This is a genomic window from Lactobacillus sp. UMNPBX17, from assembly GCF_002553735.1.
Classification (GTDB): Bacteria; Bacillota; Bacilli; order Lactobacillales; family Lactobacillaceae; genus Lactobacillus; species Lactobacillus gallinarum.
Map to the genome: position 1 here is coordinate 1 of NZ_PCYT01000043.1, position 13,789 is coordinate 13,789.

Annotated in this window: 18 protein-coding genes; 6 read left to right on the forward strand and 12 right to left on the reverse strand. The window is 35.8% G+C overall.

What is annotated here, in order from left to right; all coding sequences use genetic code 11:
- On the forward strand, positions 1-409 hold a 409-nt coding region (locus tag CP368_RS07125), incomplete at its 5' end, for a hypothetical protein (RefSeq protein ID WP_098045912.1).
- 509 nt (positions 410-918) lie between these two features.
- Here CP368_RS07125 and CP368_RS07130 read toward each other — a convergent pair.
- From CP368_RS07130 to CP368_RS07180, 11 genes are all read right to left on the reverse strand, one after another.
- Complete coding sequence (locus CP368_RS07130) at positions 919-1,353, reverse strand: hypothetical protein (RefSeq protein ID WP_098045913.1); 435 nt, start codon at positions 1,351-1,353, stop codon at positions 919-921.
- A gap of 21 nt (positions 1,354-1,374) precedes the next feature.
- Positions 1,375-2,175 (reverse strand): LysM domain-containing protein, encoded by an 801-nt coding sequence (locus tag CP368_RS07135; RefSeq protein WP_098045914.1) that lies wholly within the window; start codon positions 2,173-2,175, stop codon positions 1,375-1,377.
- Positions 2,176-3,171: a replication initiation factor domain-containing protein gene (locus tag CP368_RS07140; protein ID WP_233185832.1), complete on the reverse strand. Its 996-nt coding sequence runs from the start codon at positions 3,169-3,171 to the stop codon at positions 2,176-2,178.
- 248 nt (positions 3,172-3,419) lie between these two features.
- Positions 3,420-3,764 (reverse strand): single-stranded DNA-binding protein, encoded by a 345-nt coding sequence (locus CP368_RS07145; protein WP_098045915.1) that lies wholly within the window; start codon positions 3,762-3,764, stop codon positions 3,420-3,422.
- Between the two features lie 23 nt (positions 3,765-3,787).
- Complete coding sequence (locus CP368_RS07150; protein WP_098045916.1) at positions 3,788-4,621, reverse strand: tyrosine-type recombinase/integrase; 834 nt, start codon at positions 4,619-4,621, stop codon at positions 3,788-3,790.
- Between the two features lie 23 nt (positions 4,622-4,644).
- The gene (locus CP368_RS07155; RefSeq protein ID WP_369822646.1) at positions 4,645-4,794 is read right to left on the reverse strand and encodes a YvrJ family protein; all 150 of its coding nucleotides are present in this window, start codon (positions 4,792-4,794) and stop codon (positions 4,645-4,647) included.
- Positions 4,794-4,988: a hypothetical protein gene (locus tag CP368_RS07160; protein WP_023060807.1), complete on the reverse strand. Its 195-nt coding sequence runs from the start codon at positions 4,986-4,988 to the stop codon at positions 4,794-4,796. Before CP368_RS07160 ends, CP368_RS07155 begins: the two co-directional genes overlap by 1 nt.
- Before the next feature lie 57 nt (positions 4,989-5,045).
- A complete protein-coding gene (locus CP368_RS07165) occupies positions 5,046-5,306 on the reverse strand; it encodes a DUF2922 domain-containing protein (protein ID WP_199161332.1) in 261 nt (86 codons plus the stop codon).
- Positions 5,307-5,337: 31 nt separating this feature from the next.
- Positions 5,338-5,553: a DUF1659 domain-containing protein gene (locus CP368_RS07170; RefSeq protein ID WP_098045917.1), complete on the reverse strand. Its 216-nt coding sequence runs from the start codon at positions 5,551-5,553 to the stop codon at positions 5,338-5,340.
- A gap of 288 nt (positions 5,554-5,841) precedes the next feature.
- Positions 5,842-6,327 carry a hypothetical protein gene (locus CP368_RS07175; RefSeq protein ID WP_087363916.1) on the reverse strand — a complete coding sequence of 162 codons (486 nt, stop codon included), beginning with the start codon at positions 6,325-6,327 and terminating at the stop codon, positions 5,842-5,844.
- A 43-nt stretch (positions 6,328-6,370) separates the two neighbouring features.
- Complete coding sequence (locus CP368_RS07180) at positions 6,371-7,492, reverse strand: replication initiator protein A (protein ID WP_098045918.1); 1,122 nt, start codon at positions 7,490-7,492, stop codon at positions 6,371-6,373.
- A 276-nt stretch (positions 7,493-7,768) separates the two neighbouring features.
- On the opposite strand from CP368_RS07180, the gene CP368_RS07185 reads away from it, so the two are divergent.
- Positions 7,769-8,215 carry a very short patch repair endonuclease gene (locus tag CP368_RS07185; RefSeq protein WP_098045919.1) on the forward strand — a complete coding sequence of 149 codons (447 nt, stop codon included), beginning with the start codon at positions 7,769-7,771 and terminating at the stop codon, positions 8,213-8,215.
- Here CP368_RS07185 and dcm read toward each other — a convergent pair whose 3' ends face one another.
- Positions 8,216-9,361, reverse strand: coding sequence for a DNA (cytosine-5-)-methyltransferase (gene dcm / locus CP368_RS07190; RefSeq protein WP_098045920.1), 1,146 nt, complete (start codon positions 9,359-9,361; stop codon positions 8,216-8,218). It lies immediately after the preceding gene.
- Positions 9,362-9,495: 134 nt separating this feature from the next.
- On the opposite strand from dcm, the gene CP368_RS07195 reads away from it, so the two are divergent.
- The 4 genes from CP368_RS07195 to CP368_RS07210 form a co-directional block, all read left to right on the forward strand.
- Positions 9,496-11,163: an McrB family protein gene (locus CP368_RS07195; protein WP_233185833.1), complete on the forward strand. Its 1,668-nt coding sequence runs from the start codon at positions 9,496-9,498 to the stop codon at positions 11,161-11,163.
- On the forward strand, positions 11,147-12,415 hold the full coding sequence (locus tag CP368_RS07200) for an LlaJI family restriction endonuclease (RefSeq protein WP_158227426.1): 1,269 nt from the start codon (positions 11,147-11,149) through the stop codon (positions 12,413-12,415). Before CP368_RS07195 ends, CP368_RS07200 begins: the two co-directional genes overlap by 17 nt.
- 37 nt (positions 12,416-12,452) lie before the next feature.
- The gene (locus CP368_RS07205) at positions 12,453-12,764 is read left to right on the forward strand and encodes a hypothetical protein (RefSeq protein ID WP_098045922.1); all 312 of its coding nucleotides are present in this window, start codon (positions 12,453-12,455) and stop codon (positions 12,762-12,764) included.
- 647 nt (positions 12,765-13,411) lie between these two features.
- Positions 13,412-13,789 (forward strand): hypothetical protein (locus CP368_RS07210; RefSeq protein ID WP_143468310.1); only part of this gene is annotated, 378 nt, incomplete at its 3' end.

A 13,789-nucleotide genomic window follows, 5' to 3' on the forward strand; every position in this document is an offset into this window, starting at 1 on the left:
AGGTGCTCGACATGCTGATTATTCTGCATCAGAAATTGTTTTGGCTCGTCCGTTGGCTACTGTCAGCAAAAAGTTAAGCAATGCAGTTTCTAAGTTAGAAGATGTTAAAACACTTGTCAGCTATAATATTGATCACAATATTCCTGATGCTTTACGCAATAAATATCAGGAAGTAGATGTCATGGAACTCTTCGCTAACGTTATTAAAGAGCCGATGTATGCTGTTGATGAGACTTATGCATATACTGATGAAGATTGGAAGAATAATGACGTTAAACGTAATTTTGTGGGCTATAAATGGCAAAAATTAAGCAAGTGCTTAGATCACTATCATGTAAAGTTAAAAGGCAATAAGGCTTGCGATTATGCCGATGCAATTAGACATGCATATCAAAAAATGGATAAGTAATTCTAAGTGATACATATGAGCAAAGAGTTTGATAAAGTAGTAGACGATTTTTTCAAAAATTACCAGGATCGCGGCATGAAGAAATGGAAGACATCAATCATGCAATGATTGTTTAAATGAATCAAAAAGACCGGGCACATGCCTGGTCTTTTTTTGGGTAAAATGTAAAGAAGCAGATAGCCACCTCTTCGTATTTATTGTACAACATTATCATTATATGAAAAATTGGTTGCAGCAAGCCATCTAAGGAGCAAACATGTGCGCATATGTCAAGTAGTGCTTAGGCTGGGGACTCCTGCTCGCGGTAAAGTCAACAGAGTGCGTGTAGAGTTGTCTCAGCTAAGCGGGCTAAGCTAACTCCTAGCTTTTATTAATTTTAGAGGATGCTAGGAGTGGATCTTAACCACGCTGATCTGAGACAACTCGGCAGCCGAGATCGCCGCATCACAGTCGTCCCCAGCCTAATAACTTTGCGTAGCAAAAAACCGCCCTAAGGCGGCTTAATCACACTATTTATAATCTTCAACGCATCGTTTAGCGACTTTCTTCTTGAGATCTTCTAATTCTGCTTTGAAGTCTGCATCATCTATTAGGATATTCCATGCAGCCCAGTAGAGCTGACATCGGGTATCATTGTAAATCTCTTCGATTTTACAGTATTCAGGACAATTACTTAAGCTAGGTACTCGTGCATAGTTCATTGCATGACTGGATATTCTAGACATACTAATTTTAAAGCCACGTACTATCTGACCTTCACCTAGTAGATTCAATTCATGCTTCATAGTATTCATATCCAAGATCTCAGTATCTAAGATCTTAGCATGAGTGTAATAATCTTGATCTATTCCAATCAAAGAAGGTTCATATTGGGTAGCATCAAATGTTAGGTAACCATCACATTCAGGAATATTAAACAAGTTTTCAACGTTTACATCATTCATAAGACAATCTCCTTTATATCATTATGCTATTCTTACTACTTGCCCTTCGAAGAGGTTTTCCGCAATGTCTGCAGCACGATTTAGGCTCATCAAGTCATTAACTGGAATCCCGTGTCTACGTGCGATAGAGAGCCAGGTATCACCCTTCTGGACGATATAATCAGTATCCACTAGGGATAGTTGATAACCAGAGTGGTCGGTATAGTAGCCGTAGTAATCATAGGCTAATACCTGGGTATCATCACCCATGTTAGTTGTATATATCCAGGTACCAGCTTCAACAATACCGGCTGACAGGGCATTGCAGTTGATAATCGTTAGATTAATCATCTTAGGTAATTTGGAGAGGTTATACATACCTGCATCAATGTCTCTTTTATAAAAAGCAACATCGATCAATTCACGGTTATGCCAGCGGGAGATAAGATCGATTAATTCATTAATGCGTTCTTCCTTATCCTTGATATACCGGTTACTGGTGACCCAAATGGTTATTTTGGATTGAGCACTATATCCTAATTTACAGAATCTATTAGACAGTTGATATAAGTCATCAGTGATCTCATTTAGATCTGTTACATAAAAAGCATGAGTAGTCATTCCTGCTTGGCGTGCCAAGTTAGTATGTATCACAGAAAACTTGTAGTGATTATATCCGGACAAGCCTAGGCAGATACTTGCAGTATCAATACCTGCTTCACGCAGATGGCTGTAATGTTCAGATGTTGCTGGGGTAATTGCGGAACAAAATGCTAAGCGTGGATAATTCTGTGTTGTTGCAGTTCTCGGTGTAATTTTGATTAAGTCAGTAGTAGTTGTCATTTAGGCAGCTTTTTCCTTTCCTAGATATTGATAAATTGCATCTTTATGCTTTTGTTTTAATCGGTTTGATCCATCTAATATGATTTTCCTTAGCCAACTCATGTCGCCCTCCTGGGCTTTTAAAATAGTTGCGATTGTCGGGGCTATCTGTTTGTCTACCCATGAAGTCATATCTTCAATGGTTTTAGCCTCTTTTTTTATGGTCAGTTGTAATTTCTCTACATCTGCTAGTAGTAATTCCCACCATTCAGCAGACGGCCATCTAGCTTTATTTTGGTCAGTTGACGGTAATAAAAAACGTAAGTACTGTCTGAGCGTTCCTCTCAGCACATGTCCTAGTGGTTTTTCGCTTTTTATTAAAAAATCTACGAGTTTTGTTGCTCTATCTTTGCGATAAACAATTTCTAATCTTGTCCATTTACCTGGTACTTCTTCGTCGGAATTTGCTTTTCTTTCGAGTGATTTATCATAAATTCGACAAAAAAGATCAGAAGCTTGTGAGCCAAAATACATTGTCCGTCCGAGGTATTCATTAGTTGATGTTTGACGTGATACTACTTCGTCCCACTTACTCCAACGTGATGTGAAGTGACCTTTGATCGCTGAATCATGGATGCGGTCATAATCAAGTAATTTGGATTCATGATCATCAATGGCGAGGTCGATCCTGGTAAAATTAACGCGATTTTTTAACAAATACAGACGTTTAATTAAAAATACTAAGTCCTGCTTTGAAGAATATTGGCGACAGCCTTGTCCTGTAAGCATTACATGTACGCCCGATTTGGCATTGATCTTAGTATTAATATCAATGTCTTTATTATCACTATTAGCCGTAAACATGATAAAAAGATTGCCACCATTCCACTTAAGCTGATTATGATAACCAAACCTTCCCTTGGCTAATTGAGAAAAATCTTCCCATTTTAGTCCCATTGTATTTAGTACCATCGGCAATTGAGATTCCAAGACTGTAAATTCTAGCCAGTCAATCATTACAGATAACATATATTTTCTATCCTTTATATATCATTTGTATTTTCTACCCCCCTATTAGTTATAGGGGGCGATACATACATAATCATGGGGCAAGCCCCAAACCCCACGCTCGCCGCTAGGCAGGCAAAACAATTTCTTTGTTTTGCTAATTAATAGCTTGGGTAGTAATAAAGGCCGTCAACTCCTTAATTCTCGGTGCTTTGCACCTGCGATTACCGTTGACAGCCCTCTAAGTTTAAAAATTATTATGCAGCCATCGCAGATTCCGCAGCATTGTTTCTGTTTGGATCATGTAAGAAATGAGTTCCGGATACTACGACTGTATGATGATATCTAATTCTTTTTGTATCATCGTCGATTGAAGTTGAGACTTGTAAGCGCCCATTGCACAGTACCTGACGACCTTTTCCGCAATGCTTAACAATTGCAGCTGCCAGCTTGTCAAAAGCAACACAACGGATAAAGTCAGCTTCATCGCGATTGTTACGTCTAGGTACAGCTACAGTAAACCATGCATAATCACGGCCTGATGCTGATCTCTTAATTTCTGGTGTGTCAGTTAATCTTCCTAAAATCTTAATGTCGTTCATCTTCTTTTTCTCCCTTATAAAAATTATATTTCTGGTGTAATGTCTGACAGATCTACTAATGCTGATTGAGCATAATGAGCTGTCATTCCTAAACTCTTGTGTCCCAAGAGATACTGTATCGTTGTTAGGGGCACGCCTTTTTCAGTTAAAAGCGCCGCAAAGGTGTGTCTCAGCAAGTGACAGTGGAAATTTATGCCAGTGTCTTTTGCAAATTGAGTGGCATATCCTTGTAATGTTCTCTTAGATAGCCTAAATAGCGGTCGATTATCAATTTCAAGCTCGCTTCGATACTTCCATACGATCTTGGCGGCTTCTTCGTTGATAATAGGTATGCATCGATCACTGCCCCATTTTGCGTCTTTAATATCGATAAAAACTGATTTTCCTCGAAGAGTTACGTTTTCAGGTCTAAGATGCGCAGCTTCAGCTACACGACAGCCTGATCCATACAGAAGCCAAAAGGCAGCTCTGGCATTCTCTTGCAAGTTTTCAATATATGCTTTAAAAATGCGTAATTCTTCATTCGTTAATCTTTTTACTCGATTGACGCTGACATTTTTTGGATAGTCGTCCGGACTGATTATCACTTCGGCTATATAGCCTTTCTTAAATGCCCATAAACAAAATATCCTAAAAGTCGATAATTTTCCTCTGATTGTCGTGATTTTCTGACGCTTTTTAAAAAGTGTCTTAGTGTAATCTGATAAATCTGCCTTTTTTGTATTTTGTATAGTTAAGTTCTTATTGTTGAGATAGGTCTCAATCTCTTCTAATCGTTGCTTATATTCCCTTAAAGTACCGCCAGCCTTACCTTCCAGGCGTTGGTCTTCGATAAACTCATTTATTAGCTTTTGCATAAATATAGAAATTGGTCGTGTGTCTATTTGCTAGTTTTAGCATCCGATAAATGCATAATTGCTGATGTTAATCCGTCTAATTTAGCCTCAATTCGCCAGATCAACATTAGTGCAATTACCACGCCTGAGGCCTGTTCTAGCATGTATTTAACGATTTCTTGGGTTATGTTCATTAATCCTCCTTTTGGATAATTTCGCCCATATTCGCCGCACAGTGCTTGCATAAGTCGAGACTTCCAACAAGCATTACCGATGATTCAGCATTTTTGACATCTAAACGATAATTAACGTCTTTTACTCGCTTACATAGCTCACACTTGCGATAAACAGGACGTGCATATCCTACTAATTCAAGATATTTGTTCATTTTTACTCCTTAAACAAAAAAGAGGAAGGGAACTTAATCCCTTCCCCTTTAAGACAATTATTCAGCGTCCTTTACTTCAGCTTCTGAATCATCAAAAACTGGAGTAACAGTACGCTCAATGTAGTTAGCAGCAGTAGGTTCTGCGTAGATAGCAACGCCATCTTTTTCAAAGACATTGGCGCCTGAAATCTTGTTCATCGCATCCTTAACCTTGTCTGCTGGCAAGTTGTCAGCAGCGTTTGCTAAGATCATAGAAGTTGACTTGCCTTCTGAACTGCGGAAACTAAGTCTAAGAGTTTTAGTAGTTTTAATAGCCATTCTTCATTCCTTCTTTCTATCTAATATTTAATTATTCAGCGACATCAATAACGCGTTGTTTTTGCACTAAGATTACGTCGTCAAGACTATCTTCTTGCAAATTAGCGATTGTTTGACCAACTAATTTAAGCTTGTCAGCAGGTGTTTCCTTCTTAACGTTAGCGTAAGACTTAGTTGCTAAACCGTTCTTGTATCGCTTGTTACCAAAAGTAAATTGAACAGATTGTTCTGTTAATTCAAATTTCATTCACTTTTCCTCCTTATGTATAGATTGATAGTTGAGGTGTCTGGTACTGATTTCTTAAAACAATACTCAAATTTATTAAATTTTCGCTTTTTTAATTTGTTTCCATATAAGTTACTAAATAACTTGCGAAAGCATCAAAAAAAGCAATGATGCTTTCTCGACTTCTTTCTTCGATCGATTCATCATTGCTTAATTTCTTTTCTATATAAATTTATGTCTTTCCTGATGTACTAATACTATACCAAATAGTTATAATATATGCAACGCTATAATTAAAATGAATAGATGCTATTTTCTAAATAATTTGCTGATCCAACTCTTGTGTTCTTCTTCAGCTTTTTCTGTTTGCTTTTTATCATCAGAAGTGTCCGGAGTCACATTTTTCTTTTCTTCTACTTCTGCAGAATGAGTAAGCTGAGGTTTATCTGCAAGATTTAATTTTTGTGCCTGGTCAGCTAATTGATTAGCAACTCTTATTTGATCATCTTTAACCTTTAATTGACTTTTCAGCAGTTCAATTTCATCTGTGAGTGCACTAATGCGTGCATCTTTTTCTGCAATAAGCTTATCAGTCTTATCTTGCTTAGATTCTTTGCTTTGCTTGCTATTATGCGTTTTCTTAAACTTATCCAAGACCTGTGCATCATATAAAGGTGCATTGCCTTGCATCTGTGCATTTTTGATTTTTTGCTTATCCAACCAACGAGTAACCGTTGACCGATTATATCCGGTAATCTTTGCTATATCAGCAACAGTGTACATTTTCTTAGACATAAATATTCCTCTATTTTTGCACTAATGCACATTAATGCTTGCACTAGTTCCATTCAATTTGTAGCTTTTCTCTTTTTTCAATTACCTTTTCTGCATAATCTGCAAACATGCGCTTAAATGCACCGAACAGATAATTCTCAGTGTTAAAGTCAGTTCCATTATCTGACATTCTGCGCATTGCATTCAATACTCTTCGAAGAGTATTAGTAATTTCGTTTTGTAACTTATCTGTTTCAATTCCTAATTCTTTGAGTGCTTTTAGCTCTTCTGGATCTTGTTGTTGATTCCCATCAATTCTGAGGATATATTCAGCGTTTTTAACGCCCTTTTCTTGCAATTGGGTTAATACACTATTACGAGCATTTAAAATAATTCTGACCACTCTATTGAGCTCCTGCGGAGTTCTGACCCACATAGCTAGTAAATTAAGTGCTTTAGAATTAAGGATTACTTTATCATTAGTATCAGTCTGAGTGTAATATTCCTTCGCATGTTTAATTAGATCTCTGTTTTGCTCATTAATTTCTTTGGTCGAATATTCTTTTGATGAAAAATCTAATTGAGTATCTTTATGTATCTTATTAGTATCTAGATTATTATTTTCTAGATATAGGGAAATATTTTCCTGTCCGCGTGGCTGTAAGGCTGAGGCCTCATTTTTCGGAGAGGAAATATTTTCCTGTCCGCGTGGCTGTAAGGCTGAAGGCACTTGTGCCGGAGAGGAAATATTTTCCTGTCCGCGTGGCTGTAAGGCTGAGACCTCTTCTTGGATCATATTGTTGTAAACTTCTTCTGCAGATAGTACTGGTTTAAGCAAATATAATCTGCTAGGAAGGTTTTGCTTGATCTTATTGTCAAAACCCATTTTCTTAATGTAAAGAAGTCTGTGAGTCACTAATTCTTTCTTAACGGACGTAATAGTTCGTTCAGTGACGTTTAGCATATCTGCTAATGTCTTATTAGTGAAAATAAAATAAATATTGCCGTCTGCATCAAACCAATGATTCTTGATAGAGTAGCGATTGCGGTCCTTTAATAGTGCATAAGCAATGCGTGCATTGTTGCTCAAATCCTTGTATTTTTCGTTTGTAAAGAGCCACTGAGGCAGTTGATAATACTTCTCAGTGTAAACTTCATTGACGTTGTAGAATCCGTTTGTTGGCATAATAAAAGCCCTCCTATGAATTTGTACGAAAAAAGCACACTCATAGAAGAGCTTGTTGATGTCTTTATTTTCAAATTAGAATTTTGCACTATATCATTTTTTGGGATATAATACATTACGAATTGAAGAAAAAAAGATCAAAGCAACTTCTTGTCGGCCAAAACAGCGAAGGTGCTTTTTTCATATATTTTTTTATTTACTCATTCATTATAACAGATTTAATGAGCTAGAAAAGTTGTTATAATGAATGAAAATATTACTTTGTGGCAGTAGATTATGAAGTATAAATTGAAAACAACTCCAGAGAAAAGTAAACAGATGTCTCGTGTTCATACCAAAAATGGAAAAGACGAAGTAATTCTTCGTAAACTTTTATGGAAATATGGCGTGAGATACAGAACTAATTACAAAGTTTTAATAGGTAAGCCGGATATCGCAATTACCAAGTATAAGATTGCTGTTTTTATTGATGGTGAGTTTTGGCATGGACATCATTGGGCAAAGCATAAAGCAAGATTAAAGCGAAACCGAGAATTTTGGATAAACAAAATTGAAGGCAATATGCGGCATGATCAAAAAGTAAATGAGCAATTAAAAAAGGACGGCTGGACCGTCCTTAGATTTTGGTCAAAGAAAGTGCTCAAAGATCCTGAATATTATGCTCAGATTGTTATGTGGCATATTCGTGGGAAGATTGACAACGAGAATAATAAGGAAGATTAATTATTTCTCGTAATTCTTATCAAGGAATGCAATGATGTTTTCTGCAATTGCATGGATTGCTAATACACAAACAGAGTTACCGAATTGCTTGTATGCCTGAGTATCTGAGACTGGAATGATGAAGTTCTCAGGAAAACCTTGAAGTCGTGCGGCTTCTCTTGGTGTAACCTTACGTGGATTCTTGCCTTTTTGTTCAACTAAAATTTCACTACCATCTTTATAATAACGAGCAGAAATAGTGTTGGTATAAGGGCTGTCGGCATTTACTAATGAATAACCGAAGCCCTTTCCTTTTGCCTTGTTTTCTCTCTTACGTCTTTGGTGGCCAGCCCATAATCTATCAGAGATAGTGTATTTTGGATCAACGTAATCCTCCAAAATATCGCCTACTCTAGTCTTAGGCTTAGGTGGGACTGGAAACTTGAAGTCTTCAGGATTTTTAACCTTGTCTTTGTTAAAACCTACTATATATATTCTTTCTCTATTTTGAGGTGCACCAAAGTCTCTAGCTTTAAATAATGCGTAGCTGACTGAGTAATTAAGGTCATTTAAGGTATTCATAATTACCTTAAATGTTCTACCGTGATCGTGTGATCTTAGGTTTTTAACATTTTCAAGAAGGAATGCAGCTGGACGATTTTCTTTAAGAATTCTAGCTACATCAAAGAATAAGGTGCCTCGGGTATCCTCAAAACCTAACTTCTTTCCGGCTTGTGAGAATGCCTGACAAGGGAATCCTGCAACAAGAATGTCGTGGTCTGGGATATCCTTGGCATCAATCTTGGTTATATCTCCTTCAGGATGTTCACCGAAATTAGCATAATAAGTTTTTTGAGAGAACTTATCCCATTCACTTGAGAATACGTTCCTAACTTTATTTGTTTGATAGAATCCTAATCTGGTACCACCGATACCTGCAAAAAGGTCGATCATACTGTACTTTGCGTGTTCAGGATTTTTAAATGGCGCTGTTTCAGGGAAGTTAAGAATAGCCTTCACTTCAAGGGGCTTAGGATCTGATTCTCCCTTTTCCCAACGTCTAATAGTTCTGTCTCCGAACTTGCCTAGGCCTACTGCGTCGGCAAGTTCTTTTTGTGTCATATGAAGCCGTTCACGCTTCTCTCTTATTGCATCTGCGCTATTCATTTGTAATCTCCTTTTTACGTAAACCCGGTTTAAATCCGGACATTATGTCCTATAAATGACACAATACATTTAAAAGGAGATTCTGTCAATTCATTTGTGTTATATTTATGGAAAAGAAATGGAGGAATAGATCCATGAGTGAGACCTGCGATGAATTGTTAGATAAACTTCCTAAGATAAGTGAATACAGAAAAACAGTGATGGAAGCATTTAATAATGAACACATCATTGAAAGACTTGGCAACGTTAAAACATTTACTCCAGAGCTACAGGCTGAATGGCAAACTGCGGGCAATAATTTAAAACATCCGGAAACGATGATTTTTTATAAAGGCACTAGTAACATCCTTATAAAGACAAATGGCAGCTATGTTTTTACATCATTATCTGCACTGCTATTAGCATGCTATGCATATAAATATGTGGGTATCTTATGGGGGTATCAAAGTGTCGTCAAAGAATTGCTTAAGGACTGTGATTCAGAAACTGATGTTGTAGCTAAAGAAGCAAGAGATAAGAAGACAGGATTCTTAGTAGATAGCATTCATAACAAGGTTCATGATCCTAAGAATGCTGATAAGATCTTAGAATTTACGACAGAGTATTCTACTTGGGGTGGCGCCAAGACTGTAGATAGAAATGACTTTTGGGTATCAACTGTTTACTCAACCTTTAATGTTGTACAGTCCCGTTCAGATATTCATACCCTCATACGATATATTGCTACTGCGGAAACAGATAGCGGAAAACTAGTAGATAATAAGTTGTATCGAGATACGTATAAGGTAGTAGAGGAAACTCTTAATAGCAATTCTGATGTTGATGATAATCTACCTGAAGTATCGGCCGCAGAGACTCGTACAGGCGGTGAAAATGTAATCTTCTATGGTGCCCCAGGTACCGGTAAATCATATGGTATTACTGATTATGTTAAAGAAATTGGGGTTGAAGATTACGATCCGCAGGATGATAACGATCTGGTATTTAGAACTACACTTCATCCAGAATATGAATATTCTGACTTCGTGGGACAATTACAGCCCACTGTAAAGGAAAATTCATCAGGTAAAGATGATATTACATACGACTTCAAACCAGGAGTATTCACTGAAGCCCTTCAGAGAGCATATGAACGCTATTCTGATCCTGTAGTACTTATCCTTGAAGAGATGAGTAGAGCCAATGTAGCAGGCGTATTTGGCGATATTTTTCAACTATTGGACAGAGATTCAAATGGTAGAAGTGAATACAGCATTAACAATGATCTGATTGCTGATCACATTTGGAAGGATCCGGAACATAAGGTATATATTCCATCCAATCTTTACATCGTAGGTACTGTTAACACCAGTGATCAAAACGTTTTTGCAATGGACACAGCGTTTAAACGCAGATTCTCATGGAAATACACACCAACAGTAGTAACCGGCAATTTTGAAAATAATCCAATTATTGAGATCAAAGGATTGGATAAACCTACTGACTGGAAGACTTTCTTCACCAATTTAGATGACTACATTGTCAATGAATTGGAATTAACGGAAGATAAGCAAATCGGTGCATATTTCATCAAATTCCCTGATGGAAATGATACGACTCAAGACGTTGTTCAGAAGCTACTTAGAGATAAACTGCTGCATTATCTATGGCAAGATGTGGCCATTAACCCACAACAGACATTGTTTAAGCCAAATATTCATAGTTTTTCAGCTCTATATTCTAAATTCAATAAGGAACAGATCTTTTCAAATGATTTTTTGAAATTATTTGAAAATGGTGATGATAATGATCAAATGGAATGATCTTAAAATTATTGCTGTAGAGGATGGACAGCCTATTTCAAGTAAGATAGCATCCAATTTTAATCTAGGTTTTCAGGATACTAATAAGATTAAAAAGCACAATAAAATTATTCAGACTAGTGATTTTACTGGTGTTGTTTTTAATGATAATGCCGTACTTGTTTCTTTTCCGAAGCACTATATAAAACTTCAAGAATTTAACGCTCTTCCAATGGATGAGAAGATTAATCATATTAAGTTAATAATTAATACTATTATTTCTTACAGGCTCAATCCGCATTATTCTGATTATCAGAATGATTCTGATATTAATACTAGTTTTGCATTTCAAGCATTTAATGAAATTTATAATTATTATCGAAATTATGGATTATATAATGTTAAAAATAAAATTTTCAAAAAAGGATATAAAGGTAAAATAGCTTGGAAGAAGACTATTTCGCGGTCCAGTAAGGTTATTAGCAAGGAAAATTTACTGTTCTTGCCCTTTTATATTGAAGATAGAAATTATACAGAGACATTTATTACTGACTGTATGGTTTTTGCAATAAATTATACTTTTAGCTTATATGGTCAATTCTTGTTTTTGCCTAAGTTTTCAGAGCTTGCTGTGAGAGGAACTACATGTCCACTAAACGGTAATTATGCGGCTATTGTTCAGAAGTTATATAGTATCAAACCTAAAGTATTTAAAGATATCTATAAACATTTAGTTGATAATCTGATTCAATTCTATCAAGGTCTTAATAACGATGGAACTAATGCAAAAGATATTAAATACTATAGTTATGATGGTATATGGGAAAGAGCTGTTGAGAAGTACTTGAATAAATACTTTTCAGGGATAGCTAAAAATAATAATGGAGAAGATTATTTAAAGTTTGATGGTAATCGATTAGCCGGAGAATTTAAGAAGTATACGATTAAACATTATGATGATGCCCATTTGGATCATAAATTATATCCGGATCATTATTATTTAGATAAGAATAATAATGAGCAATATATTTTTGATTCAAAGTATTATACGAAATTGGATAAATTAGATACTAAACAATTTGTATATCATATTCTTCTATATAAAAAAGCATCTAAAACGTATAATTCTCTTATTATGCCTACGGCAGGGAAGACTAATACAGAAGTGTTTTTGGATCTTGATAAAGATTATCTATTAGATAAGAATAAAAAGATCCAGATATTTCTGACACATTTAAATACTCAAGATGTATTAAAGAATTTTGTTAAATAAATGTATTACGGTCTTAAATGATTGCAAGGAAGTAAAAATGAATTTAATAAAAAATGCTATAGAATCTATGCAGAAGTATCATGAATGTTATAGGAATGGAAATAATGGAGATTCCGAAGCCATTGAGAAAAGCATAAATGTACTACCTGAATCCCAAAGAAATTTTGTTTTATTGACATCTCAAATGGATAACTGGACTAATATTTATCCGGTAGCACATGTGCTTAGTGATAAATATTCATTAGCCGACTTATTAATGGCATATCATTTATATCTTAAAGAGAAAAACAATGCAGGGAATAAAGCTGATGTAATTGTTGAAGTCGATAGATTTTACATGATTAAATGATTTTTGCATGCTATACTATTAGTGAAGTAATATGATAAATGTGAAGGTTTATTTCATTCACGTTTTCGGGGCAGCCAAGTTGGCTGCCTTTTTTGTTTTGTAGTATTATACAGATAGATATTTATCCTATGAGAAATGTAAATATTGTTGTTTGTTTTCTTATGATTTACCAGCAACATGCGTTTATTTAACTCACGTGGAATGTAAATTTTGTTATTGTAATTTACAATGTTTATCTAGCTTTTGATAATTGGTATAATTGTGAAGTTTTGAAAAAACAAAAAAGAGAATCCTGTAATGACGGGGTTCTCTTTTTCTATACGGTTTTATTTTCACAAGGATATTTTTAGTTGCAGTTTGAATACTGAAATAGTGCATATTTGTGCGCTATCGTTAAAATCATCATTTTAATGATAAGTAAGTGGTATAGGTGGATATAGTGGTAAGCACGGAACTTTGGGGCTTGGCTGCTTGAGCCGATGCGGAACTCCGTAGGAGTGTAGCCGGCGGAGAGCAGACTTGCCCCATTGAGGAGTGCTTACCACTATATCCATAAAACAATTTATTAAAAAATGCTTTTCTTTGTCTTTTTATTAGGGTAAAATGGTAAATATACGAACATCTGTTTGCTATCTAAGGGGGCTATTATGGAAATCAAAACCAAGCATGAAAAATATGCTAATTATAAAACTAAGAAGCAATTAGCCGAAGAGGGATTAATGCCAAGTGGCAAAGGGGTCGAATTGTGGACTAATGGCAGTTGCAGTGCTACTGCGATTTATTATGATGCTACAAAGGCAACTAAGATCACAGAGCTGTATATTTGGCAGGATTACTACACAAGTGACCATGGGCTTGTTACTGTTGGCATCGGTGCAGTAGATCAAATTGGTAATGTCATTTTTGACGAGCTGGTTAAGCCTGAAAGCAAATGGTTGAAAGATGAAAATAATGCGGAAAGATGGTTGGAAGGTGCTCGACATGCTGATTATTCTGCATCAGAAATTGTTTTGGCTCGTCCGTTG